The 22,710-nt window shown below is 46.9% G+C and carries 31 protein-coding genes; 2 read left to right on the top strand and 29 right to left on the bottom strand.

Annotated elements, in window-relative coordinates; genetic code table 11:
- Window positions 1–6 precede the first annotated feature (6 nt).
- The gene (locus tag BM100_RS18910; RefSeq protein ID WP_092513831.1) at window positions 7–150 is read left to right on the top strand and encodes a tail fiber assembly protein; all 144 of its coding nucleotides are present in this window, start codon (window positions 7–9) and stop codon (window positions 148–150) included.
- Between the two features lie 26 nt (window positions 151–176).
- Here the strand turns inward: BM100_RS18910 and BM100_RS18905 are convergent, their stop codons facing one another.
- From BM100_RS18905 to BM100_RS18860, 10 genes are all read right to left on the bottom strand, one after another.
- Window positions 177–608 (bottom strand): tail fiber assembly protein, encoded by a 432-nt coding sequence (locus BM100_RS18905; RefSeq protein ID WP_092513829.1) that lies wholly within the window; start codon window positions 606–608, stop codon window positions 177–179.
- Between the two features lies 1 nt (window position 609).
- Window positions 610–1,413, bottom strand: coding sequence for a phage tail protein (locus BM100_RS18900; RefSeq protein WP_244590650.1), 804 nt, complete (start codon window positions 1,411–1,413; stop codon window positions 610–612).
- A 7-nt stretch (window positions 1,414–1,420) separates the two neighbouring features.
- Entirely contained in the window at window positions 1,421–2,065 is a 645-nt protein-coding gene (locus BM100_RS18895) for a DUF2612 domain-containing protein (RefSeq protein WP_092513826.1), read from the bottom strand.
- Window positions 2,062–3,249: a baseplate J/gp47 family protein gene (locus BM100_RS18890; protein WP_092513824.1), complete on the bottom strand. Its 1,188-nt coding sequence runs from the start codon at window positions 3,247–3,249 to the stop codon at window positions 2,062–2,064. Before BM100_RS18890 ends, BM100_RS18895 begins: the two co-directional genes overlap by 4 nt.
- A 4-nt stretch (window positions 3,250–3,253) precedes the next feature.
- Window positions 3,254–3,598 carry a contractile injection system sheath initiator gene (locus tag BM100_RS18885; RefSeq protein WP_092513822.1) on the bottom strand — a complete coding sequence of 115 codons (345 nt, stop codon included), beginning with the start codon at window positions 3,596–3,598 and terminating at the stop codon, window positions 3,254–3,256.
- On the bottom strand, window positions 3,598–4,353 hold the full coding sequence (locus BM100_RS18880) for a phage baseplate assembly protein V (RefSeq protein WP_092513820.1): 756 nt from the start codon (window positions 4,351–4,353) through the stop codon (window positions 3,598–3,600). The genes BM100_RS18885 and BM100_RS18880 overlap by 1 nt, the downstream gene beginning before the upstream one ends.
- The gene (locus BM100_RS18875; protein WP_092513818.1) at window positions 4,350–5,303 is read right to left on the bottom strand and encodes a phage protein; all 954 of its coding nucleotides are present in this window, start codon (window positions 5,301–5,303) and stop codon (window positions 4,350–4,352) included. Before BM100_RS18875 ends, BM100_RS18880 begins: the two co-directional genes overlap by 4 nt.
- Window positions 5,304–5,350: 47 nt before the next feature.
- Window positions 5,351–5,650, bottom strand: a complete 300-nt coding sequence (locus BM100_RS18870) for a hypothetical protein (RefSeq protein WP_092513816.1) — start codon at window positions 5,648–5,650, stop codon at window positions 5,351–5,353.
- A 260-nt stretch (window positions 5,651–5,910) separates the two neighbouring features.
- Window positions 5,911–7,101 (bottom strand): Rha family transcriptional regulator, encoded by a 1,191-nt coding sequence (locus tag BM100_RS18865; RefSeq protein ID WP_092513814.1) that lies wholly within the window; start codon window positions 7,099–7,101, stop codon window positions 5,911–5,913.
- Complete coding sequence (locus tag BM100_RS18860; protein WP_092513812.1) at window positions 7,082–7,234, bottom strand: Arc family DNA-binding protein; 153 nt, start codon at window positions 7,232–7,234, stop codon at window positions 7,082–7,084. The genes BM100_RS18865 and BM100_RS18860 overlap by 20 nt, the downstream gene beginning before the upstream one ends.
- A gap of 132 nt (window positions 7,235–7,366) precedes the next feature.
- On the opposite strand from BM100_RS18860, the gene BM100_RS18855 reads away from it, so the two are divergent.
- Window positions 7,367–7,711 carry an Arc family DNA-binding protein gene (locus BM100_RS18855; protein WP_092513810.1) on the top strand — a complete coding sequence of 115 codons (345 nt, stop codon included), beginning with the start codon at window positions 7,367–7,369 and terminating at the stop codon, window positions 7,709–7,711.
- A gap of 14 nt (window positions 7,712–7,725) precedes the next feature.
- Here BM100_RS18855 and BM100_RS18850 read toward each other — a convergent pair whose 3' ends face one another.
- The 19 genes from BM100_RS18850 to BM100_RS18765 are packed head-to-tail and all read right to left on the bottom strand — an operon-like array spanning window position 7,726 to window position 22,708.
- Window positions 7,726–8,457 (bottom strand): DUF4431 domain-containing protein, encoded by a 732-nt coding sequence (locus BM100_RS18850; protein WP_092513808.1) that lies wholly within the window; start codon window positions 8,455–8,457, stop codon window positions 7,726–7,728.
- A gap of 35 nt (window positions 8,458–8,492) precedes the next feature.
- The gene (locus tag BM100_RS18845) at window positions 8,493–8,795 is read right to left on the bottom strand and encodes a phage baseplate plug family protein (RefSeq protein ID WP_092513806.1); all 303 of its coding nucleotides are present in this window, start codon (window positions 8,793–8,795) and stop codon (window positions 8,493–8,495) included.
- Window positions 8,792–9,391 (bottom strand): phage baseplate protein, encoded by a 600-nt coding sequence (locus BM100_RS18840; protein WP_092513804.1) that lies wholly within the window; start codon window positions 9,389–9,391, stop codon window positions 8,792–8,794. The genes BM100_RS18845 and BM100_RS18840 overlap by 4 nt, the downstream gene beginning before the upstream one ends.
- On the bottom strand, window positions 9,391–11,592 hold the full coding sequence (locus tag BM100_RS18835) for a hypothetical protein (protein ID WP_092513802.1): 2,202 nt from the start codon (window positions 11,590–11,592) through the stop codon (window positions 9,391–9,393). The genes BM100_RS18840 and BM100_RS18835 overlap by 1 nt, the downstream gene beginning before the upstream one ends.
- The gene (locus BM100_RS23210; RefSeq protein WP_169924724.1) at window positions 11,579–11,728 is read right to left on the bottom strand and encodes a DUF6889 family protein; all 150 of its coding nucleotides are present in this window, start codon (window positions 11,726–11,728) and stop codon (window positions 11,579–11,581) included. The genes BM100_RS18835 and BM100_RS23210 overlap by 14 nt, the downstream gene beginning before the upstream one ends.
- Window positions 11,729–11,763: 35 nt before the next feature.
- Entirely contained in the window at window positions 11,764–12,207 is a 444-nt protein-coding gene (locus BM100_RS18830) for a phage tail assembly chaperone (protein ID WP_092513800.1), read from the bottom strand.
- A gap of 11 nt (window positions 12,208–12,218) precedes the next feature.
- Window positions 12,219–12,659 carry a phage structural protein gene (locus BM100_RS18825; protein WP_092513798.1) on the bottom strand — a complete coding sequence of 147 codons (441 nt, stop codon included), beginning with the start codon at window positions 12,657–12,659 and terminating at the stop codon, window positions 12,219–12,221.
- 4 nt (window positions 12,660–12,663) lie between these two features.
- Complete coding sequence (locus tag BM100_RS18820) at window positions 12,664–14,130, bottom strand: DUF3383 domain-containing protein (RefSeq protein ID WP_092513796.1); 1,467 nt, start codon at window positions 14,128–14,130, stop codon at window positions 12,664–12,666.
- A gap of 5 nt (window positions 14,131–14,135) precedes the next feature.
- Window positions 14,136–14,675 (bottom strand): phage neck terminator protein, encoded by a 540-nt coding sequence (locus BM100_RS18815; RefSeq protein WP_092513794.1) that lies wholly within the window; start codon window positions 14,673–14,675, stop codon window positions 14,136–14,138.
- Entirely contained in the window at window positions 14,672–15,052 is a 381-nt protein-coding gene (locus BM100_RS18810) for a head-tail adaptor (RefSeq protein ID WP_092513792.1), read from the bottom strand. The genes BM100_RS18815 and BM100_RS18810 overlap by 4 nt, the downstream gene beginning before the upstream one ends.
- On the bottom strand, window positions 15,052–15,594 hold the full coding sequence (locus tag BM100_RS18805) for a hypothetical protein (protein WP_092513790.1): 543 nt from the start codon (window positions 15,592–15,594) through the stop codon (window positions 15,052–15,054). The genes BM100_RS18810 and BM100_RS18805 overlap by 1 nt, the downstream gene beginning before the upstream one ends.
- Window positions 15,591–16,001, bottom strand: coding sequence for a DUF4054 domain-containing protein (locus tag BM100_RS18800; protein WP_092513787.1), 411 nt, complete (start codon window positions 15,999–16,001; stop codon window positions 15,591–15,593). The genes BM100_RS18805 and BM100_RS18800 overlap by 4 nt, the downstream gene beginning before the upstream one ends.
- Window positions 15,982–16,350: an STY1053 family phage-associated protein gene (locus BM100_RS18795; RefSeq protein ID WP_092513785.1), complete on the bottom strand. Its 369-nt coding sequence runs from the start codon at window positions 16,348–16,350 to the stop codon at window positions 15,982–15,984. Before BM100_RS18795 ends, BM100_RS18800 begins: the two co-directional genes overlap by 20 nt.
- Window positions 16,351–17,289 carry a DUF2184 domain-containing protein gene (locus tag BM100_RS18790; RefSeq protein WP_092513783.1) on the bottom strand — a complete coding sequence of 313 codons (939 nt, stop codon included), beginning with the start codon at window positions 17,287–17,289 and terminating at the stop codon, window positions 16,351–16,353. It lies immediately after the preceding gene.
- A 9-nt stretch (window positions 17,290–17,298) separates the two neighbouring features.
- Window positions 17,299–17,790, bottom strand: a complete 492-nt coding sequence (locus tag BM100_RS18785; protein ID WP_092513781.1) for a structural cement protein Gp24 — start codon at window positions 17,788–17,790, stop codon at window positions 17,299–17,301.
- Window positions 17,791–17,794: 4 nt separating this feature from the next.
- Entirely contained in the window at window positions 17,795–19,027 is a 1,233-nt protein-coding gene (locus BM100_RS18780) for a DUF2213 domain-containing protein (RefSeq protein WP_092513779.1), read from the bottom strand.
- Between the two features lie 6 nt (window positions 19,028–19,033).
- Window positions 19,034–19,744: a phage head morphogenesis protein gene (locus BM100_RS18775; RefSeq protein ID WP_244590651.1), complete on the bottom strand. Its 711-nt coding sequence runs from the start codon at window positions 19,742–19,744 to the stop codon at window positions 19,034–19,036.
- Window positions 19,641–21,089: a DUF1073 domain-containing protein gene (locus BM100_RS18770; protein ID WP_092513775.1), complete on the bottom strand. Its 1,449-nt coding sequence runs from the start codon at window positions 21,087–21,089 to the stop codon at window positions 19,641–19,643. The genes BM100_RS18775 and BM100_RS18770 overlap by 104 nt, the downstream gene beginning before the upstream one ends.
- A complete protein-coding gene (locus BM100_RS18765) occupies window positions 21,089–22,708 on the bottom strand; it encodes a TerL protein (protein WP_092513773.1) in 1,620 nt (539 codons plus the stop codon). Before BM100_RS18765 ends, BM100_RS18770 begins: the two co-directional genes overlap by 1 nt.
- Between the last annotated feature and the right edge of the window lie 2 nt (window positions 22,709–22,710).

The following is a 22,710-nucleotide window of genomic DNA, read 5'->3' as shown; positions in this document are numbered from 1 at the left end:
ACCCGCATGCTGCAATCAAAATTATTATTAGGCCGCATCACGGATGGTGAAAAAGCGCGGTTAAACGCCTGGCTGGATTACTTTGAGTTGCTTGAAGCTGTCGATACCGCCGCCGCACCCGATATCCAATGGCCGGAGCAGCCGAAATAAGCAAAGGGGCATCGTGCCCCTAACAATCATTCTGGCGCTTTAGGCCAGTCAATATCCGGTGCTGCCGAACAGTCTACCCGGTTTAATAGTACACAGTATTTTTTCCACGCTGTCAGTGCTGCCTGCTCTCCATCCGTTGTCATTTTGAGGTCAACAGCGTATTGCAGCGGGGCAATGGCATTGGTGGCCTGTGACATCAAAGACAGTTTTTCTGCTTCGGCTTGTTGCTGTACTTGTTCCGGTGTCGGCGGCGGGATATCTCCCCATGTTGGCAGACCATCGCCACCGGCGATCATCACTTTCCCATCTGGTGCATGATTTTTAAATTCCCGCGCTGTTTCATCCGAAATCGGTTTAGTATCATTAGGCCACGTTCCTGCGTTGAGGTAGAGTGGTTTCAACTCTAACGGATAGATAGCGTTATCAGACGGGCTGTATACAAAATTAACATTTCTCATTTCAATAACCTACTCCCCAAACAGTGACATACGATTCTGATGCAGAATATCCACTGCCAACCAATATTGTGGCACGGTCAATAATTTCTGTTGAAATTACAGAATTGCGGTATAGCAGATACGTTGTCGTGTTGCTGAGAGCGGATACAGCGGACATGCACACGGTTGGGAACGGGATTGGCCACTGAGTAAGCGCCGTAGCCATAGTTAGCCCGTTCGATTTCGCCACACTAACGGTCATCCATTGAATGATGAGTACGTTTTGTCCGTTATTAGCCATCGTTGGCAATATGATGTAACCCGGGGAAGACAAAAGCGCGGTAGCGGGATTCAATAAACCAAGGTTTTTCACAAACTCATTCTTATTGGGAATATCCGCCCCGTTCTTCGATTTTTCGAGCCGGCCATTAGCATTATCATTAACATATTTAACTGACTTCGGTGTTGCTGCCATATCTTCAACATAACTATTAGTTTCATTACTTAGTTTAGTAATACCTGCAACATTCAACGTCGCTGCTGGGACATTAGAGCTAACAGTCTCCCGTAAAGCCTTTAATAATCCATCTTGCAATGCCGTTAAATTCCCATCGTCTAATACATCCTTTCCTGTTGTTTCCGCAATAAACTGCGCGACAACACTCGCAATCACGGATGCTTGCCGCCAAACTTTATTCAGCTCTTGCGACTTAGCCACACCGGAGCTAAAGCCGTTAGTGCGGGCTGCTAGTTTGCCGTATTCCGCGTTTGATAATACGTTCGCCCCGTCTGCGAGACCGAACGGTAGATATTCGTTTTTTGCCATAATACCCTCACAGTTTTACTGCCCAGCCGCCAGTATCAAAACCTGCGACATATTCATTGTGGACATCAAAGCCAAACAACCCACCAGACGTAGAATTGACATAATTATTCACTCGCACTGATTGAGGCTTGATGTTCAAATACCCCTGTCGGATAACCGATTTAATAATCTCCGGTATCACACCGCCGGTTAGAAATACGTCCATTGACATATCCTGGTTATCTACGAAAAAAATCTGGTTATCCGGTAAGATCCGCTGATAAATTTTCTCCAACATTTCACTGGAACCATCCCAATGGTTGGCCTCAATTTTCACCCGCAACAAAGTTCGATACGTTTCGTCGTCCAACTCGGTAAAACCGCTATCACCGTCAAAGCGCCGTTTCCAGCTTCCCTGATCAAAACCTATTCCCTCTATATCGAAAGAGAAATACACGCCAACAATGGGCGTTTTTACATACCGTGACAGCCCTATCCATTCCCCAACAGCATCAAGCTGCACACCCACGGCATAATCCAGCGAAAACGCTTCGTTTAGCTGTAAAGCTGTTTCGGAAATTTCAGAGAGTGAACGGGTAATTAGATCAATGTGGTCAACAAATTTAAGTGCGGTACGGTGTTGCGGGGTAATGAGTTTTAAGTAATCTCTCATGTCACCACCAGTTTTATATTTTCCGGCTTACAAGCCACCGCCTCATTGAATTTAGTTTTCAGGTTGGCAGTAGTTACCGACTTAACCGAGCGGCCAATTTTTAGCTCGTAAATGTCGTAAGTTTTCCCCTCTTCATCTCCCGGTAAGTTTGCAGGTAAATACAACTTGGTCAGGTAAACGCTGTCACCAATACGAATTGAGTTAATGTAATTAACAATCGCGGTTTTGATCCGCTCACCCACCAGCGTGGTATACCCCTCAAACGGGGTAAGTTGAATTTCAATAAAAACGTCGACATCGACAGGACGTGAGAAACGTATGGGATGCACTATCTGGAATTTATCTGCTACCTTAATAACCGTGTCGCCAAAGGTTCCCCCGCCCGGTCCTTTCTTCAATGCAATGGTTTTAGCTATGGTTCTTGCGTCACCACCATCAACAATCATGGCAATGGAGTGCGCCGGGATGCCATATTCATCGGTTTGGTTAGTATCGTTCTCAAATCCTCGCAATCGTGACACGCCATGTATCAGGCTGATTGCACCCTGTACCCCGTCCAGTACCGTTCGCGATGGTAATGCTACAGATTTACGCTGACGTATCCGTAACTCAGCATCTGTTTCTATTGAACGGCCTTGTGTAGCTACCGAATGATTTCGGACAGCCTGCCAACCGCGTGTTGGTGTGCCTATTTCGGAAATATCACCTTGTGCCGCAGTAATAGATCCGCTCGTCTGGCAGATTGCTGTAACTGTTACGGTGCCGTGAGTACCAATCGTGACGACATCAGGCAGGCTCCACGAATAGCCCTGAACATCACGGACTACCCCATTTTTAACAACTGTTCCCACCTGCCCTATGATTTCTACATCACAGGTAGATTTCGTTGTTTTATGACGTGATAGCCCATTAATCGCCACGTTATTGGATAACGCGGCTCCAATAGCCGTGGAGGGGCTATAAGCGTTATATGCCGCAATAAGAGTGTTGTTCGCATCGTGAATAGCCAACGCGTAAATCGCCAGCATCTGCCCGTCTTTGCTGTCGGGTTCAAGGTACGCATCATCCTCATAAATATGACGGAAATAGCCGGTTAGTCGTTCCAATATGGTCGGATAATCAGGCGCAGTAACGCCGCTCGCGGTGATTTTGGCCGCAAGCCCTAAAGTTTCTATATTGAGCATAGTGTTATCTTTCGCTGGTTACGGTGACTTTCCCGTAGCGGGTATTGAGGGTGGCAGTAATCGTCATTTTACGGTTGTCGGGATCACGTTTAGCATCAAGTGAAACAATTTCGGTCACACCTTCGGTATTAAGCAGGCGTTCCCGAAGCAACATAGCACTGGCATAGTTTTTCTCTAATACAGCCTCTCTATATGGTGTGCCCTCTGCTGTATCCAGAAACCAATCGCCACGCCATAAATCGAGCCTCGTTTTTACTGCCTGCGCCACCGCTTCCGGTGAATTGATGAGAAACGTGTTATCCCCCTGCCCGAAACTGTAATCACCGTTATCCTCTCGTCGATATCGCATTATTGTGGCCCTCCTGTTGTTCCCCCACCGGTTTGCACTCCACCATGCCTGTGTTTCATCAGACTGATACCGCCCGAAGTCACGTCGTTTTTCACCGTAACAGGGCCGTTCATGGTTGCCGCTCCGCCGTTCGCGCCCATACCTTGTGACAAGTTACCGTTAATGGTCACATTGCCATTGAGCACAATTTCGGGGGAATTGATTTCAGTTCCACGGTTAGCTGTTGCGGTCAGCTTGCCGGGAGTTTTCACCGTGACATTATGATTACTGGGAGAGATTTCGATATAGGCTGCACCGTCGTCTGTCCGTAATTGGGCTGCATTGGTGCTAATGCCCCCTATTTTTCTCTTCTGTGATTGAGGCCCAACAATTGCAAAACCATCAGACAAATTATGTTGGCGGGGATCTACCGGCTCCTGAATACCACCATTTTGCCACCAATAATCGATGCACCTATCAGCGAAAATCACCAGACACTCGTCACCCGCCTTGATAGGGAATGTCAGGGTAACACCACCACCGCGAGGGAAAATAACCGGCACATCCACCAGCAACGGTAATGCAACCGATTCAGTCTTACCTTCGCTGTTTGTGACCGACCAGCGTATAGCGGGTTGCGCAGTAACCGTGACTGCTTCAGCATTAAATGACTGGACTACACACGGCATGGAAACATACAACCCTGAACTGACCGCCTCTCGCATTAATAAGAACGGTGTTTCAGGCTGATTAATACGTTCAAAATTAGTGATCATGCTTGCCTCACGTCCGCTTGTAATGCGGATTTACTGAGTAGTGTTTGGTCTGATTTAGCAACGCTAACCATTTCCATGTAGTACATATTTTCGCGGGTATCGCCGAAGTAATTAACGTTAATAACGATATAATCTCCATCGGCATCAATGGGTGCGGGTTGTTCCAACGAGCCTTCGTGACTGTTACCTTGCGCAATCCCCCCTGTTGATAGCCCTGCCTCATTGATAGATTCATTGTCTAACCGGATTAAAGTCCCTGGTCTGATCTTGGGATTAATAAGACATTTAACGTTTATACCTCCGCCGATAGTTTGTTCAGGCATTCCTATTAATCCTGTTTGATAAGTCAGCACTACCGCTTCGGTAAGATAGGTATGCTTGGGAATGATGTGGCATTGACCATCTTCATAACGCCATTCGGCACCGTTCTGTTTAGCCAGGATAGATAATTCATCTCGATGCATTCCGAACAGGACTTTACCCCGTGGCGCGATATTCTTCTTAAACTCAGGCCTTAAGCCGGCAACTATTCCGTACTTCTCAATATCCCGCATCAGCAACCGATCAATATCTTCCTGTGTGTAACCTGCCGATACGGTGATATTTAGTACCGCATCGTTATACGGCTGATCACCATCCCCTGCCTGTATCACGACATACGTATCCGTGGGGCTATCACGCCCTGTGTAGGTGTACTGGATTTGTCCTGCGAATATCTGTCCAGAATTGCCCTGATAACCAGCGTTGAACTTAATAATCTTGTATTCGTTCTGACGGATCTTGTTTCGTGTCTCTTCATTCAGATTGTAAACCTTGAAGATGCCTGTAGCGGGATAGGCAAAAGACGGACGAGTAATATTGAATTTTATTTTCAGGGCTGACAGATCGACGCCTTCACCCTTTTCATCTGCAATAATCAGCTTGCACTCGCGAAGCCATTGTTTTGACATAGTGACTCCGTATAAAAGCAAAAACCCGCCGAAGCGGGTTGAAATGTTTAACGTGAAACCACCTCGTGTATTGGGTAGTCAAACTCGGCGATACTATGTTCATCATGAATAAAACGCATACGACGAGATAACTCAGTAATAATTTTTTGAGCAGCGTTTAAATCTTTTCTGAGTCTCCAATACGCCTCAGCATCTACCAGAATTTTATCTCCTATTGGCTTCCAGGCCTGTTTTTTATCAGCATGGATAGTTACCAAATATTGCCCCATTATAGTTTTACTTAGCTTATCTTCATAAAAATGAACATTAGTCGTTTTACAAAAATCCTTAGTTGCTATACTAGTCAAGTCGGTTATCTCCAGTGATTTCTGGCGAAAATAGAAGCCCCTTATTGCCCCCCGCAATTAGGGGCTTCGTCGTTTTGTTTCGATATCATTTATCTCGTTATCGTAACGTTTTGTAAAGTATCTTATATATTTTATTGTTGAAATTGCGAAGAAAATCAGATAACTCACTTAAAATACTCGTAATGCGAGTATTCTTAGGGAACTATTTGCTGAATGTTATTGCCAGTACACAAAAAAGCCCCTTAACGGGGCTTAATGTTTTAGTGTGAAACTATTTCATTTATCGGATAATCGAAACTGGCTATACTCCGTTCATCATGGACAAATCGCATACGTGTAGCCATTTCTGTCATAATTCCCTGTACTGTATTCATGTCCTTACGAAGTCTCCAATAGGCTTCGGTATCAACTACCGTTCTTTCGCCTAGTGGCTCATAGTGGGAAACTTTGCCATCGGTCACTGTAACTAAATATTGGCCGTCTCGGTTAAAACGAACCGGTGCTCTCTTGATAGGTTTGACCTCACCAGTATCAAAATATAAATTCTGTGCGTCGACAGCTTCTTCAATAGTGGGATAGCACCCAATCGATATTTTCTGAGCGTCTTCATAGACAAATGCCCGATAGGGATTGGTCTTACTGTTTTGTAAATAAACACCTTTTGGCAAGCGACGGTTAACCGAGACCGTGATATTAGTTTCAACAACCGTTCTGCTTCGTGAATATTGCTCTTCCAGAATTTGCTTAAACTGCGCCTGAAACATTGGGTTTAACCAACCTGCATATTCAATGGCTAAAATCTCATGAGCGAAAATGCCGTTCCTATGTACCGTGATAACATCCTGACCTAAACTGGACAAATTGCTTAAGTCTTCTATCCATTCCTGCGCGTATTTTGTTTTTAACCAATCAGAAGGACGCTTACTTTTGGATTCCCCACTGGCATGACGCAAGGCACTCAGTTTAAACCGCCCCATTGCATCAGTAACAAGTATGATGTTTCCGATTGGCATTTGAGATGCTTGGGGTTTTGCCGTTCCTGATTCTAAAGCAAACCAACGATCAATAACTGCCGCTCTTCTTTTAACATCATATCCGGTGATGAGAATTTCGGTATGTCTACGGTCGAGTAAAAATTCAGATACATAACCACGATTGTCGATAACGGCGATCACACCGTCAACTATCTTAACTTGTTGATTTTTATGATGACGCAGATTTGCGTCATCTTTATTGAGTTCGTATAACTGCTCCAGCATTGCCCACACATCCCGAATAACATCGGTATGACGTTTACCCGTAAGTTCCGCAATTTCACGGCTAGACATAGTGACAGCTTGTGTTACAGGTGCTATATTGTTCATGTTAGTTCCTTTCATATAAACTGACGATTTAGAAGCCCCGATGGTTGCCGCCGTTGGGGTTTTGCTTTTATTGTTCAACTGTTTCATCAAATGATTTCTCCAACCGTATGATGATCTCCTGATATTCAGATCTTCTGTTTTTCAATGCTGCTTCTTTTAGCTTCCAGATTAAATCTTCTGGTAGACGTACATTTTTTTGCTTAAGGATCTCTTTTTTCATTAATTACCTCGCTTACCATATTTACTTTACTGAGTATCCTATGGCAGCACCAAGGTAGCCAATGGATACTATAGACATAGTAGTAGCCATTAACTACCATGTCAATAATATTTTTTTCATTGGATTTTACTTATGAGCCGTGACCCTCAAATAAACATTCGTCTACCACAAGACCTAAAAGATGACGTGCAGAACATGGCTTCAGACAATAAGCGCTCTGTAAATGCTGAGATTGTTGCTGTTTTGTTAGATGCAGTCAGGAAGCATGAATCAGTTAAAAATGGTCAAACTATAGACAACGAAACGCTTAACCCTGAAAAATCTCAGAATATTATAAGCATGCTGGAAATAAACGAAGAGCTTAAAAATGAGCAAATACGGCTAATGACTACTCAGAGAGAACTCCTTAGTCTAAATGAAAAACTCATACGTCAACTGGCAGAACTAATACGAATTTCTCCAAAAAAAGCCCCTTGAGGGGCTATTTGCAATTAATTTCTATCTTGATATCTATTTAATATTCGACATTCATTTTCTCGAAGTCCGAATGCACTTCCCATACCTATTTTACAACTATCTTGTAATGATCTAACAGCTAACCTTGCATAGTCATATCCATTTTCTGACCAATTATCACTCCTTGCTCTTAGTACACTTACATTTTCCGGTTTTGATGTAAAAGCATCCGATAACGCTTGCCCAGATGCCACGTCTTTCACCGCTTGTTTAATGTATATGCTACTGGATAGTTCTGGGTTATCCGCAAAAAAATCATCAAAGGTTCTACTCTTTTTTTCTTTCTGGATTTCTATTGGTTTCGCATTGCTTAATTTTATGGGTGATATATCCATTACTGAACATAACACTGGTGTCTTGTGATGTGCGGTATGTGAGTGATACAAACCACATGTAACAATGGCGTTCTGCCCTTTAAATTCCTCAAATATATTCCATTGGGCATCGTCAGACATAACAAGTTGCATAACTGCGACACCAAACTCCGGTGTATTGTCACCCCCGATCTCGTCCCCTTCTTGCGGAAATACCGAAATAAGGTCATTTAATCTTAATGATGGAAATCCTGCCGATTCTTTAGTTAAAGTGCCTTCAATTTTTACCGGAATACCATATAGATACCTATTTTCATCGCCTGTCGATTTATTTGCAGCATTAGCAGTGAGTGTAAAAAACAAAAACAGTAAGGCAATTATTTTTGTTAACATTACTTATCTCCTTTAGTTAGTTATTAAGATAATAACTATACTGAAACAAAGTATAGCCTGTTGTTTTTACCTAACTCCTCCTTGTTTGCCTCACTTTTTGGATCGTTACAATAAAAAACTAATGAACCTTTAAACCCTAAATAGCTATGCTGCTCTAAAATGTCCACACCAAAAACTAAGGGGATGCCTGTTACAATTGGCCTACTATTTGAGTGCATAATATCTAAAACCCAGCCTGCCCAATCACACCATTGCAATTGCATCCGGTAATTAATGCCACCTAACTGAATATCAAATTGTTGGTTTTCTGCTTGTAATGGGATTTCAATAATATTCATCCTAGAATCTCCAAAATCCCATTCACGAATCGGTTTAGTAAGGTATCGTTGTTTTTAGGTGTAACGGGTGTTTTAGTTCCTTTATCAACAGCAGAACCAGTATCCAATGGGTATTTCATCCGTTCAGGAGGTGCCGTTACCCCCTTCACTGTCTGAGTTTCCACAATAATCACTTCACGCAAAGTTAAAACGACCATCAACACATTTTCAGAAGTCTTATCCGTCGTAACTTCAATGGCACGGATCAGCATATTCTTATACTGACGTTTGCCCGTGGTGACGTCGAACGGTTGTTTAGAGGATTTCAGTTCAAGCAATTGCTGGTAAACCTCTTTGGGGCTTTTTCCCAGCATTGTGCCAGTGAAAAAATCAAACATTGAAACACCGTCAATCAGTGAACCGCCACCCGCAAAGCCAATTTCCATTGTCACTTCTGACGGCTTATCGTAAGCGTGATCGCTGATAGCAGCACCCAGCTGTACGGGGTGTTCGGTGATTTCCGTTGCGTCTTGGTGTTTTTCCGATATCACTACACTCGGCACTATCATCTCTATTTTTCTCGTATTCTGAGAAAATAATATTGATAAAATGTCCATTAGCTCACCTTAGTTTGCAGACTTCTCACCAAAATTGCATTGTTACGCTGCACGGCTTCACCTGTCAGCGCCGCCGCTTCATGTGGAGACTCTACCCCGGTTACATTGATCGTGAGGTTTTGTTCTATCATGGTTTGGCTATTTGCTCCGCTAGACGCTGCCCGTAATAGTTCTGGGGTGTACGGTGTTGATTGACGCATCATGTTATTGATATTCGTCTGAGCATTTTCAAACATCTTTGGATCAAAGTTAAAGCTACTGTTTTTAGCCAATGCCTTTGTAGAAGCCGGAACACCGCTGATAGCTGCCATGACCAACTGTTTATCATAAGGAAAGGCTTTACTTTCAACCATGCTCATTGCACGCATCAAAGCATACATGATGTTGTTGTTATTTAAATCTAAGCGATCGCTTCTACCTACACCCATCATTTTCGATACTCGTTGGATGTAAGCCTCAGTGTTATTTTTATCCTTACCACCAGCCGGAGCCCATGTAGATATGATATCCTCAACTGTTTGCAGTAACTTCCCAGTGGTCTTCCCGTTGAAATATCGTCGTAATTGCCATGCAGTTTTAGCTAACCCCTCATATGCGGTATTAAATTTAGCAAATCGGGGGGTTGAGTGGTTTTCAAGTACTGCGCCTTTCTGACCGGCGTAGTCTATGTTTAAGGGATTATTGTTACGAACTCCTCGTGCTTGCTTCTCGTTAACTTCAGCAACTGGATTTCCTAATGCCTTCGACTTAGCTGGTATGTATGGGTCTAACCCTAAGAGTCCATTTAGCCAATTATTTGCATCGATATACCAGTCGGGCAAACTATTTAAAAATGTTTCACGGTGGCCTTCCGCTGCCGCACTAACCCCCGGCATGGCATCTTTCTTATTCTTTTCGTTACCGTTCCATGCTTGTTTGAGTTCATCCCAAGCTAAGCTAAAGTTTCCATCGTTGAGATGGTTTAAGGCAGCGACAAGATGTGAGAGCATTTCGCTGAACTCACCAAGATGCTTGGTCAAATCTTCAAACTCGAATTTCAGCGACCATGTTTTGGGGTCAATTCCCAATAATTCCGATATTTCCTTTCCAAGCTCTTTGAACCCCGTTGTCAGTTCAGTAATTTCCGTTTTTATTTTTTTAATCGTTCCTTCCCATTTACCCCAATCGATAAAGCTATTTTTACCTTCTTTCCAACCTTGGTAATCGTCATAGAGCAAGAAGAGTGCTGCCAATAAAGCAGTAATGATGCCAATAGGTGATTTTATAAATTTTGAATTTAACGCAATCCATGCCCCAGCAACGAGGCCGAACATTTTAATTAAATTCTGGCTTTCATCATCTAAGCGTTTCCACCAACCAATCAAATCCTGAATGCCTTTAGCCCCACGAAAAACCAATTGACCGAGTATTTCGGACATTGCAAGAATTGCATCTACCACCGACATAATGACCTTTTCAATCGTCGGCCAGTTATCAAGGATAAGTTTTGTGAACTTCTCGACACTGGGTGTCAGTATTCGGGCAAGTTCACCGCCGATTTTCTCTTTTACTGAACCCGCCACCAGCTTAAGCTGAGTCATTTGGGTCATAAACGCATTGGCGTGCTTGGCTGCTGTTGTCGGGTTATAACCGAGTGTTTTGGCTATCCGATGGTAATCTGAGGCATAACCACCAATACCTCGGCGCATTGCCATCAGTGTATTTTCATCAATACCGAGGATACTGGCATACTGATTTGCTCGGTATTGTGGCAGTGCTGACAACCGTTCGCCCACCAGCGCAACGAGTGAAGCCGTATCTCTGAGCTTGCCGTTGGCATCACGGGTCTGAATGCCCATGTTACGCAGAAAGCCTTCACCTCCGGGGGTATTGCGTAAGAACTTTGCCACACCTTCCAGTGAGGAATTCAGCCCTTCAACCGTGCCGCCCGCCTGACTCACCGCATAGCCCAATGATTTGATCTGCTCGGCTGTACCACCTGTGCGTTGTGCCTGCCAGTAGAGCCTGTCCAATCCGCTGGCTGCCTGTACCGTAAAACCGACAACGGCCAGTGCTGCACCTTCTACCACAGCACCCAGTTTCAGCACATTGGCAGTGACACCCGATACCACTGCACTAAATTTTTTCTCGTCACTTTCCTTAATATCAAACCCCAGCGAGATTAGAAAATCGCGGATAGTTTCTGCGTTAGTGTTGCTCATCGTGCCACCGTTTGATTAATGCTTCGTTCTCAGCTTTGACGTCCAGTGCGTCATTCATCAGGGCGATACCGGCCAGATCGATAACGCCATTCTCTAATGACTCATACTTACACATACCTTCAAGAACGGGGCGCATCAGGTAATCGCGCCCATTAGGAAGCGTTTCTAGGGTTAGACTGGGTTGAGTGGGTCTGGCTCGTCGCTCTCTGGCAGTGCGGGAAAAAAATTACCTAATGCTCCCTTAACCACATGGCCGACAATTTTTAATAAATCCAGCCCATTGATGTCGTCGAACATCAGTTGCTGGTTAATGTAAATATTGCTCCAGACACCACCTGATTCACGGCTGACAACCGACAAACAGATATCGTTAATCTCGTAGCGATTTTCTTTCCCCAGTGAACGGATGGCGTCCGCCAGTGGCACAAGGAAATCTACTATAGCCTCTTGCATAAAAGCCGGCTTACCATCTTCACCAACGACATTGATTTTTAAGCTATCCCAAATAGGTTTCAAAGCGGGAATAACGGGCACTAATGCAACCGCTAAATCCTGTTGCTGAAATGCGTTCAGCTTACCCGCACGATATTTTTTACCCTCAATTTCAAATTCCATATTATCCCCTGTCAGAATGTGCCTAATACTGTGTCGATTTTGCCGCAGTCGAATACCCATGCGACGGTATTGCCGACTTTAGCGTTGGAAAGATCCGGTATTTTGTTGAACGCGACTGAGCGCGCTGCCGTAGCATCACCCGATACACGGTTACGGATCAGAATGACGTTGTTTCCCCAAGTTGATGAAGAAAACTGTTGTGCGTTGTACATCAGCATCAACTTGGCATTGGCGGGTGAGGTTTTAAGCAATGTCACGGTAATTGTGCCGCCCTTGCCTGCGCTCAATGAGTGCATAACTTCACCATCGGCTCCAATGGTCATGGTATTTTTGGATTCCACCATCGCAATGGTTATGCCCTCTTCCGAGGTCGCTGCGCCATTAGCCAAATCGACATGCCCACCGACACCCGTTATCGTACCGGATACGTCCATAAACGAATATGTAGCCATGTGATTACCTGTTTACGTTAATAATGACATCGGCGAAATGCACGGCACCCGCGAGTTTGATAGCACATTGGATAACCGGTGCTTTACGTTTCTCACGTTCAGCCTGTACCTGCTCGGCGATAGGTTGTGCGTAGGTGTAGTAACCTTTAGTGAGCATATCGCCCCGATTCAAGGCCCCGAATGCATCACCACCCCAAACACCCGGTGCTATCAGCCCATTAGTGACACCTTGAGCCAGTGATTGCTCAACGTTTGCCAGCAACTGAGTAACCCCTTCATCGGTCTGGGGGATCTTGGTTGTCGAGGTGTACATCAGGTTATAAAGATTGGTCTGGACATAATTCTGTAACCAATCCAGCCCGTGGCGCTCGTCAATGAATGTACCGTTTGCCATTACACCTTCTTGAATAATGGCCGTGTCGTTGTTGTAGTGAACAAAGACGTTACCGGACTTTGCTTTCAACGCGTTCGCCTGTGTTGCTGTCAGGAATTCCGCGCTGATTGAAGGTTCTTGTTTGAATTTCAGGGTGATAGTGGTGTTATTGCCCTGAAAATTCACCGTGAACATGCGGCCAAATAACGAAGCCACGGCATAAGGTTGTGCGGCATATTGCCAGAGTGTACGGCCGATAAATGCGCCTTTAAGTTGTGAGCCAATATCTGTGACAACATCAGGATCCAATACATCCGTTTTGATGACCGTGTGCCCATAAATACGGGAAACAGAAGCTGACTCGATATACCGTGAGACACTCAATACATCACGGTCAGACAGCGTATTATCTGCGATAACCAAGCCATACCATGCGCCTGATATTTCCCCCAGAGTCGCCACCGCCTCGGCAATGGTTTCAGGTTGTGTTGGGTCTATCACCGTTGCACCGGATACCTCATCCAATTTCAGCGTATCACCGATGTAAGTGCCATTGTCAGTACGGGTGATATAGCCTAATTTCCCCGATGCTTGCAGTGAGACGGTGAAGCGGGAAGAAATGCTATCCCAGAGCACAGAGACGTTTTTCAGCTTTTCAGCCACTCGCTCGGCAACACCGTTCAGGTTCGTTTCTTTGCTGAAATCGATACCCGTGATCGTGGCCTCTTTACCGTCGATAACCGATTTAAAAGAGCCGTCAGTAATGGCTGTAAAGCGGTTTATTGCCTGTTCAGACCTAGACAGCACCGCTCCACGCAGAGAGGCTGATACCTGCTCTTTTGCCCAGCGTCCGATATACAGATCAATAGGCTGAGGGGATTGTGAATAGTAGAGCGCAGCAGCCTGATATTCGGGGGTATCCATGCCGAAATCGGCACCTACACCTTCAATATCCGTGTAGTAACGCAGCCGTTCGTGTGTGTTGATAACATTACTGGCACCCACTATCAGCAACGAACCAAAGTTTCTGGACGCAGCCGCGCGCGGTGCCATGTTAACCTTGACGTTAACAATGCTCGTAATAGGTAAGCCCTGCATAGGGTTTAATCTCCAAAAAATTTAACCGGTGCGCTCGTCAGTGATTTAATGCTGTACCGACGAATCACTTTGCGCCGCAGTGTGACTGTGATGTCATAGCGGCGTACCCACTGGTTATTAATGAGTTCAGGAAAAGACGTGATCCGAGAATGTTTGACGACTGACAACCCAAGCTGGTTAAGTTCAGCGTTGTTCTGACTGGTGCCGAGACCATCACGAAAACGGCTGGCATACCCTTGGCTGCGAGGGCCATAAAACGAGGCCGAACACTCAAAATCTTCATGCCGCCAGAGTTCGCCGTGTTCATCCGTCTGGTTGGCAAACGCGGGGTGATCATCCGCAGGGATTTCCGTTACGCCAAAGCCACACCAGTCAGTATCGGCCGGAGGCTGCGCAGCCGGAACAGATGTCCAGCGTGGGCGTATCATTCCGTTGGGTAATCCTGATATCCCCCTCAGCCATTGGCTGAGTAACCGCTCCAACGCCTCATCGTAGACAGGTTCACTATCCGGTATCAGCCAACAGGCCTGTTCTGAGGTGTTCATGGTGAACCGCCATCAAATGGCATCAGTTCACAATGTGCCTGTACAAAGCCGGCTCCATAAGCGGTGTAGGGATCAACCGATTTCACCAAATATTCACGGTTCTGGTAAGTCACAATATCCCCGATTCTGCCAGTTTCTCCCGCCGTCAATCGCTCCGTGGTGACAATCAGAATATTGCCTGTCACTGTCTGGCCTGACATCCGTATCTGGGCCTCAACCGATCGGTCTACCGTGACCACACCTGAAAAATGGAAGACAGTTTCCCGTGTACTGGGGAAACCATCGGCATCAATCACAGACTGGCGGCGTTTGTAGGTCAAGGAGGGGTCGCAAAAATCAGGATCAAAAAGAACCTCTGTTACATCTAAAAAGGGCATCATTCCCCCTTATTTCGTACAACATAGGTAATGGAACGACGGTAAGCACCGGTATCAATAAGCGGTCGGGCATTAGCGTTATTTGGTGTAATTCCTGCATTTCTGTTTTCCATTTCAGCTTTCGCGCCTTTACGCCCCCGTCTGGCACGCGCCGCAACGGTGGGATCGGCGAGCGGTTCAAAATCGTGTGTGGTCATGAAGTTTTTCACACCATTCACGGCGATTATTCCCGCTTTGTTCAGCGCTTTTTCAGCCTTGTCCTGCTTACCGTCCAGCACTGCGTTTGCCGCGATTTTCAATTGCTCCGTGGTTCGTTCTTCCACGGCGCGAATACCAGGGCGAAGATGGGGGCGTGCCGGAATGTTCTGTGCAGGTGAGCCAAACTCATTGATATAACCGATACCGGCATTGCCGAACGGCACATCATCGCGACTACTGTTCTCGGCAGGAACCCCCACCAAAACATCCCGATTACCCAAGGTTTTCAGTGCCTTTAATATGGCATTGGCCTTATCCACTTTGATAGTAAGTCCACTTTTCATAACTGAATACCTCCCGCGCCGAACAGCATCAACAGTTCGTAAAATTCGGAGCCGTAGCGGGTGTTGTTCCAAAATCCCGCATTCGGATTAAGCGTCGCGCCGGTGTCATAGCTGACACTGACCTTATCTACCGATTTGGATGACACAACACCGCTATTAGTGCCCCCAGCACCGCCTATTGCCATTGACCGACTATCCACTGCCCATAGCGCCATGTAGTGGGCAACCATAAGCTCCACCAGATAAACAAACATGTCCCCCAGCCGGTTTTCGTCCAACTGCTTATCAGCCAGATTTAACCGGAACTGTATTTGAGCATCGGGGAATTTTTGATTATCAGAGAACTGAGGAAAGTCGGTGCGGAACTGGGCGACGGTAGGGAGTTGCCTATTTCTTGTTGCCCCCATTTTTACCCCCGTTGGCAGGCGGATTTTCCCCTGTTTGATGATCGCTCTGTACCAGCAATTCTCCAATTTGGGTGTCGCGCTCTTCCAGTTGCTGTTTCAATTCGGCAATCTGCTTATCGCGCTCTGCCAATTGCCCAGTCAGTCCAGCTATGGATGTGCGAAGTTCAGTCAGTTCGGCGTCATAATCTGCCGATGTCGTTTCCTTCACGGCATCAAGGGCTTCCGCATGAGCCTGTACGAACCAATGTTGTGCAATAGCTTCACTGACATCATGAACACCGATATCAAAAACTTCGGATTCACCGTTATCATGGGTAAATCGAAATGCTGCATGTACCCTGATCTTCATTTAGATACCGTCCATATAGTTCAGTGTTTCACGGTAGACCAGTTCAACCGCACCCAACTTGCCGTAGTAAGTCACCATCTGATACAGACTGCGATACTGGATCGGGATGCTTTGCAACGGCACCAGTGGGAAACGAACGAATTTTTTATCATTGGTGTAGGCAATGGCTCTATCTTTGCCTGCTACACCCACCCCTTTCGCCCACTTCACCGCACGGATATCCAACGGAATGCCATTCTGGTGATAAGCAATGGTGTTGTTTTTCAGATACGTTAACAACGACTGATTACCCGCCGAAGAAACAATAATGGACGACAACAAAGCGAACTGTTCAGGCGGGATCAACAGGTCAGTCGGCACCATCGTGTAGCCGGAGTGTGCCCACGCATCGCTCAGTATCTGGTTAATACTTTCGCGGATTTCATCCGGTGTAGACTGCGCCCACGGTTTACGGGCATTGCTGAAGTTAACCTTTTTTTGGTTCAGAAGACCTTGTAAGCCCAGCCCCTCATCCCCCATGTAAACCTGCTCGTCGGTGTCCATGTTCCATTTCAGCATCATGCCGTCATGTTTTTGGGAATCGATTGGACGTCCAACCTGTTGCGCCGCAGCCAGTTCGACTACTGTCCAACCGAGTTCCATCCCCCATAACGTCAATGGATGGCCGTCACGTTCAATGTTCACGCTGACCCCGGCCAATGCCGTTGCATTTCCACTGATCCAGTTTTTACCGTTCGGATTAGCGGAGCCAGCAGCGGCAAATTGTGTATTCGTCCAGGTTGCCATCTCATCGGCAATGGTCACATCTTCACGAAACTGGATATCACGGCTGTAAGTGTATTGCGCCAAAGGTAGATTGAGAGTCAGGTCTAAGCGCTCCAGTTCCCCAATCAGAAACGTACCGCTGTTATCTATGGTGCGTTGATCAAAAGTAAGCATGTTTTTCCCTTAAATCTTGTAAGAAATTTCAACGTTGCCATCGGCATCACCTGCGCCCGTAAACTGAGCCAGTGGAAGCAGTACCGTTTCACCCGGTATTTCTGTATTCAAGAAACTCCCTAATGGGCTTTCCTTGGTGGCTTTGCCTGTCCGCACATAAACGGGTGCCCCTTTTTTGATGCTGGATGCGTCGCCATCCAATTTCACGGTCATGTACCCGCGTTTCAGGTTATCGCCCGTGTAATTGTTGTTTATGCCGATAATGTAAGCCTTGTCCGGCATACTGGTTGTGGGATAGGGACGAACATAAATCCCCTGGATCTTGTCTGCCGTATCACCTTCTGCCAGCGGTACGAAATAGTCGCCTTCGTATTTACCCACCAGCCCATAAGCCGGAAACAGATTCGCCGATTTCAGTACAACGGGTTCGACGGTCATATCCTGTAGGCGTGAGATAGCCCCGGCAATGCCCAGCGGCATCCGCTTTAAATACACTGTCATGATGTTATTTACTCCTGTTTGCCCAGAATTCGGCGTTGGCTTTGTTCAGATCGGCAATGTGATTGCCAGAAGGTTTATTGCGGGATGAATCGCCCGTTGCTTGGGTATTACGACCTTTCGCCAGTTCAGCCACGGCATTAAAAGCCATATCAACCACACGCTTAGGCAATTTTTTAATTTCAGCATCGCCTACGATATTTCGTACCATCGCCTGATCTGCGCTGACCAAAACCTGACGTTTAAACGTGGTCAATTTAGACGGTGTAGACAAGTCAATACCCGGTACAATCAATTCCGCTTTATACGCGGAGTCACCGGTGATGTTTTCTTCCTTCTCATCCTTTTCGTCATCATCCCCTGTTTTTTCCGGGTCTTTGGGGTCTTTGGGGTCTTTGGGGTCTGTGCCGTTATCGCCCGTGCCCGATTTCCCTTCCAACGCATCCAATCGGGCGAGTATCGCATTGGCCCATTCCGGGATTTGTTCATCACCTGTTTTCATCTCCGGATCTTCTTTCGGGAGGGGTTGTTGAGGGCTGATATTGATGTTAATCGCTTTAGGCAATTCCCCCGTGCCTTCATCACCGGTCAGGGATTCAGGTGCATTGTTTAGCACTTCTTCCATCGCGGCGGAGTCTTTGGTTTTCACCGCTCGTTTCAGGCGGCTAAACCATTTTTGTGCTGTATTAGACATACTATCTCCAATTGAACAACGTGAACCGGCGCGGGCATCTTGAACCAGCGCCACATGATTACCTGTAATTTGATATTGTTCGGCTTTACCTTCGGCTGTTTGTCGATATTCGGCATCATATCCACAGGACACTTCATCAAAACCCGTATCAATGGCTTCTATTGCTTCCGTATCCTTGATAATCAAATCCGCCAACATCAGATCGGATTGTTCCCCCTCACCACGACGAACATTTTGAACATGCCCATGCGCCAAATCCCGCCAGTTATCCGGGTCAACAAACATCACATTGCCCCGAGCATCTTCGGGATGTTTTATCGTGATCGTCATTCCCTCGAATGAAGCTAGTGTGGCTTCACTAAAGACTTCTTCGGGCGAACGTTCTACAACAATTTCCCCATCGTCATCCGGCTCAAGGGTTGGCAACTCAAAATCGGCATAAAGTTGTGTGCCTGTTCGGGCAATGGGGACGTCTTTACACAATAGGGAGCCGTCGGCCAATTGGTAACGCGTGTTACCCAGCCGTGTAGTAAAGAAATATTTCATAATTAATTATTCCGGTATGACAACTTCGCAGTAGCAACGACAATTAGGCAGTGTGCCCGCATGGCCGGTTAAACCGTCTAGGGTGGGCGGCTTGGCCCATTCAACAAATTGCCCTTCCATATGTTGATGGGAGTCCCTCACATCACCGTCATGCGCGGTACGCCAGATGTAGCCGGTAGAACCCACTGATAGTGCCCGTGCCTGTGTCAGCGCCACTTCTGCCCTGCCCACTTCGGTTCGGGCAATCCGTTTTGCTCGTGACAATGCCACCTCACCGGTTCGGGCAATTTCTTGCGCGAACTGCTCATGACGTCCGCCAGTGACAACGGCTTCTATCGCTTTGTTATGGATGTCATAAACCCTGTCAGCGGCTTCCAAGGGCAGTGACTTGATGTATTTGACCTGCTCTTCAATGATGGAACGCATCACCTGACCGACAGGGGCGTTATCCACCAGATGACGCAATTCCTGGCTGATTTGCTGGCTACGTGTCCGCCACTGTTTTTCGTTGTGGCGATTGATATCAAGGGCAAACCGCTGTGCTACCCGCTGCGCCCACGGCGTAATCAGTTCACTGTAGCTATCCAGTGCGTCCATGATTTCCGTGACAGAATCATTTGAACCATCGTAAGAACCGCTGACGATCTCGCCTACCGCCTGCGCTATCGCCCGTAGACTCGTTCGATACTGGTTTTCCGGTTGACGTGATCGGCTCAACGTTTTCGATGCCGAGTCTCGGCGGCTTTTCGGTTTCCGCATTATTAATATCCTCGTCCGCTATTGAACCCCCGATACCCGTGACATCCGCCATTTCACGCAGGTCATTCATAGCAGCCTTAAGGTTCATCATGCCGCCATCCAGTGCCCCATTAAGCGCATTGACGGTATTCACGGCAATGGTGGAACGGTCGAGATCTGACATTTGCCATAGTGGGTTAAACTCGAAAGTAAAATCGTCTGGTAATGGTTGTTCGAACTCAGAGCGGTGCATCACGTCCAATAATCGCCGGATAGGTTGGCGCAATCGGCGCTCTTGTTGGGTGCCGATGTTGTCGTAATAGTTAGCCAGATCAGCATCTCCTGTCGAAAAACCTTGCGGTGACTGGCCAAATAACCGTACCAACGGGATACCCACTGCCCCGGATATCTGTTCGGCAAACTGAGCCAGGACATTATCCAGACCGCTGAACGAATATTGATGGGTTTCGAAAACATCAGTTTTATCCATCAGCGTCATGCCTTCGTTGCTCTGGAACTGCCGGATCATGTCCATGTGTTTGAGTAACGCATCCAACCTCGCCCCGCCCATCGCAATGATTTCGCGCAACTTGTCAATGCTGTAAGTCCGAAGATGGGCTTTATAAACCAACTGCGCTGCGCCGGTTGTTGCACTGTCGAACGCCGTGAGGCGATCATAAATGCGTTCAACCACTGACATGCCCCACTCATTTTCAGTCTGGGCTTGCTGGTATGGCAATGTCACCCCATCAAAACGTATCAGGCGACTGTGATGAATTTTCCATGCTGGAATGCCTCGGCCCGTATTGGTAACGTGGTAGAATTCAGGCTTGCCCAAGTCTTTACCAATATCCTTAATACGGCGGTTTAAATCGGGTTCGACCTGCCAGCGGTCAAGTGATAGCAGCCCTTTAAACCGGCCTTTACCGATGGTTTCCAGCCTCAGTGGTGTAAACGGGGCTTGCCCTTCAATCAGAATAAGCCCCACCGCCCCGCCGTAGAGCCTTGACCATTTAATGATATTGTTTAGGTTTTCCCATAATTCCAGCTCATCAAACTGCGATTCCAAAATGCCCCTTGCCTTCGGGTCTATCTCCGAGGTGATACGAAAGCCCTTGCGGGTCATATCGTCGGCTACCGAATCCACCGCCGCGCCGACTATCCATGACGAACGGTAGGCATATTCAATCAATGTGCGATTGCGGCTTGTCCAGTTAGGGCGATACGTTGATGCTGAATGTTGGTTAGGCGTGTTCATCCCGACACGCGCCATCATGTTCTCGTAGCTGTCCGCTGTGGGTTGTATTTTGCGATTTTTCGCCATTAACCACCTCGTCCTAATAATTCCCAGATTTCCATAGAGGTATCCATTGGGGCGTAGTTGATCATCACTGAGTCCGCCAAGTTCGGGGATTTAGTCCCGTCCGGTTTTTTATCCACGATAATTTTCCCGACACTATTCACGGAATAGGTGGGTTGTGATAATTCAATCAGCAATTTGTCTTTCAAAGGCATGTCGCCAGAAATAGATATCAGTTCATCGGGGTCGTAAAAATGCTCCTCAGTGACGGCTCGATACGTTTTCTGGAATCGGGTACGCAGCGACCACCACGCCTGTGCTTTGGCATTAGCGAAAAAATCTTGATTCAATCGCGCTGTACTAAAAGCATCCCCCGGTACGGCTTCCCCTTCCGGATCAAATACCGCGCCACTGCCCCGGAAGGGTGTGGCGGTAATGAGTGGAATTCGCAACGCTTTGCGTTGGTCATTGATAATTCGGGCATCACCTCGGACACCAGCCCCCAGACCATCACTATCGAACCGGAAGGCGCTTAAATTGTGCAGGCCACACCAGCCGAAGACCTTTTCAACAGAGCCGAAAATATCAGAGCCTTTACCTGACCATTCTTCGATACCGTCCAACAAGAAGCCATGTCGCCATGAAAAAGCGTTTTTATCCTTGCCTTCATCAGCAACATCCAGTGCACCCATACGAATACCAGTTGGCTGAATACCCAACGTGATATGGGCATCCACGGCCGCTTGTACCCATTCAGACGGGATCAGAATGCCTTCCACCGAGGCTTGATAGTTAATATCAACTTCCTGAGCCAAAGTGACTGGATCCAGTTTTTCTACCTGTTTGGCGTACCACGCATCATCTTTGCGTGGGTCATCCCGCCAATGGAACGTAAATACAGAAATACGCCCGCTGTGCCGCCGTTGGGCGAACGAATTCGCCATGCCGTTCGGTGTCGACACATCCTGCCGACAGTTGGTTGTGGCAGACAGTGAGGCATCCACCAGCTCAGGACGCTCAAGAAATGCCGATTCATCCACGAAGTAAAAAGAGGCACGGTCACCACGCCCGATCCCATCGCCTGCCTCTCCGGTCATGACCGATTCTGTATCCGGAAATAAGATGCGCATATGAGGCGCATGTTTACGCACATCCCATGTCCCCCGAAACTCGGCGGGCAATAGATTGATAAAGTTTCGTGCCTTATCAAACAGCGACTTAGGCGAGCCGAGTTTATCGACATACTCTTCCTTGCGAGAGCCGAAACCTGCTGCGACACCGCGATTAAACAGGCAAATCGAGGTGGCAGTGGCTATGGTCAGCCAGCTAATGCCCATATCACGGGTTTTTTCGGTTATGCCCGGTTCTTGTAGACGCCAGCACTCCATGAACCACGCGATCCACTCTTCCTGGCGCGGGAACAAGATAAAGGGAATACGGGCGGGTAATCCCCGCTCGACATTACGCGGGTCAACGGTCATGCCCCAGTCAATGATAAATTGCCCCGGATTATCTTTGTAAAATGCCCGCATCGGGGGTAATAACTCAGGATTTTGGCGAATACGCTGTAACCGCTCCATTCGCCATTCAAACACCGCGTTATAATCCGGGGTGCGAAAATCAAACGGAAACGGTATCGGCATAA

This window comes from Xenorhabdus mauleonii (assembly GCF_900113945.1).
GTDB classification, from domain to species: Bacteria; Pseudomonadota; Gammaproteobacteria; order Enterobacterales; family Enterobacteriaceae; genus Xenorhabdus; species Xenorhabdus mauleonii.
Note: the sequence above shows the minus strand (reverse complement) of the source record. Positions and strands in the feature narration are given on the sequence as shown.

What these genes read in the sequence shown, in the direction of transcription:
- BM100_RS18910 (WP_092513831.1), top strand. Translation starts at nt 7, where the DNA reads ATGCTGCAATCAAAATTATTATTAGGCCGCATCACGGATGGTGAAAAA.
- BM100_RS18905 (WP_092513829.1), bottom strand. Translation starts at nt 608, where the DNA reads ATGAGAAATGTTAATTTTGTATACAGCCCGTCTGATAACGCTATCTAT.
- BM100_RS18900 (WP_244590650.1), bottom strand. Translation starts at nt 1,413, where the DNA reads ATGGCAAAAAACGAATATCTACCGTTCGGTCTCGCAGACGGGGCGAAC.
- BM100_RS18895 (WP_092513826.1), bottom strand. Translation starts at nt 2,065, where the DNA reads ATGAGAGATTACTTAAAACTCATTACCCCGCAACACCGTACCGCACTT.
- BM100_RS18890 (WP_092513824.1), bottom strand. Translation starts at nt 3,249, where the DNA reads ATGCTCAATATAGAAACTTTAGGGCTTGCGGCCAAAATCACCGCGAGC.
- BM100_RS18885 (WP_092513822.1), bottom strand. Translation starts at nt 3,598, where the DNA reads ATGCGATATCGACGAGAGGATAACGGTGATTACAGTTTCGGGCAGGGG.
- BM100_RS18880 (WP_092513820.1), bottom strand. Translation starts at nt 4,353, where the DNA reads ATGATCACTAATTTTGAACGTATTAATCAGCCTGAAACACCGTTCTTA.
- BM100_RS18875 (WP_092513818.1), bottom strand. Translation starts at nt 5,303, where the DNA reads ATGTCAAAACAATGGCTTCGCGAGTGCAAGCTGATTATTGCAGATGAA.
- BM100_RS18865 (WP_092513814.1), bottom strand. Translation starts at nt 7,101, where the DNA reads ATGAAACAGTTGAACAATAAAAGCAAAACCCCAACGGCGGCAACCATC.
- BM100_RS18860 (WP_092513812.1), bottom strand. Translation starts at nt 7,234, where the DNA reads ATGAAAAAAGAGATCCTTAAGCAAAAAAATGTACGTCTACCAGAAGAT.
- BM100_RS18855 (WP_092513810.1), top strand. Translation starts at nt 7,367, where the DNA reads ATGAGCCGTGACCCTCAAATAAACATTCGTCTACCACAAGACCTAAAA.
- BM100_RS18850 (WP_092513808.1), bottom strand. Translation starts at nt 8,457, where the DNA reads ATGTTAACAAAAATAATTGCCTTACTGTTTTTGTTTTTTACACTCACT.
- BM100_RS18845 (WP_092513806.1), bottom strand. Translation starts at nt 8,795, where the DNA reads ATGAATATTATTGAAATCCCATTACAAGCAGAAAACCAACAATTTGAT.
- BM100_RS18840 (WP_092513804.1), bottom strand. Translation starts at nt 9,391, where the DNA reads ATGGACATTTTATCAATATTATTTTCTCAGAATACGAGAAAAATAGAG.
- BM100_RS18835 (WP_092513802.1), bottom strand. Translation starts at nt 11,592, where the DNA reads ATGAGCAACACTAACGCAGAAACTATCCGCGATTTTCTAATCTCGCTG.
- BM100_RS23210 (WP_169924724.1), bottom strand. Translation starts at nt 11,728, where the DNA reads ATGCGCCCCGTTCTTGAAGGTATGTGTAAGTATGAGTCATTAGAGAAT.
- BM100_RS18830 (WP_092513800.1), bottom strand. Translation starts at nt 12,207, where the DNA reads ATGGAATTTGAAATTGAGGGTAAAAAATATCGTGCGGGTAAGCTGAAC.
- BM100_RS18825 (WP_092513798.1), bottom strand. Translation starts at nt 12,659, where the DNA reads ATGGCTACATATTCGTTTATGGACGTATCCGGTACGATAACGGGTGTC.
- BM100_RS18820 (WP_092513796.1), bottom strand. Translation starts at nt 14,130, where the DNA reads ATGCAGGGCTTACCTATTACGAGCATTGTTAACGTCAAGGTTAACATG.
- BM100_RS18815 (WP_092513794.1), bottom strand. Translation starts at nt 14,675, where the DNA reads ATGAACACCTCAGAACAGGCCTGTTGGCTGATACCGGATAGTGAACCT.
- BM100_RS18810 (WP_092513792.1), bottom strand. Translation starts at nt 15,052, where the DNA reads ATGCCCTTTTTAGATGTAACAGAGGTTCTTTTTGATCCTGATTTTTGC.
- BM100_RS18805 (WP_092513790.1), bottom strand. Translation starts at nt 15,594, where the DNA reads ATGAAAAGTGGACTTACTATCAAAGTGGATAAGGCCAATGCCATATTA.
- BM100_RS18800 (WP_092513787.1), bottom strand. Translation starts at nt 16,001, where the DNA reads ATGGGGGCAACAAGAAATAGGCAACTCCCTACCGTCGCCCAGTTCCGC.
- BM100_RS18795 (WP_092513785.1), bottom strand. Translation starts at nt 16,350, where the DNA reads ATGAAGATCAGGGTACATGCAGCATTTCGATTTACCCATGATAACGGT.
- BM100_RS18790 (WP_092513783.1), bottom strand. Translation starts at nt 17,289, where the DNA reads ATGCTTACTTTTGATCAACGCACCATAGATAACAGCGGTACGTTTCTG.
- BM100_RS18785 (WP_092513781.1), bottom strand. Translation starts at nt 17,790, where the DNA reads ATGACAGTGTATTTAAAGCGGATGCCGCTGGGCATTGCCGGGGCTATC.
- BM100_RS18780 (WP_092513779.1), bottom strand. Translation starts at nt 19,027, where the DNA reads ATGAAATATTTCTTTACTACACGGCTGGGTAACACGCGTTACCAATTG.
- BM100_RS18770 (WP_092513775.1), bottom strand. Translation starts at nt 21,089, where the DNA reads ATGGCGAAAAATCGCAAAATACAACCCACAGCGGACAGCTACGAGAAC.
- BM100_RS18765 (WP_092513773.1), bottom strand. Translation starts at nt 22,708, where the DNA reads ATGCCGATACCGTTTCCGTTTGATTTTCGCACCCCGGATTATAACGCG.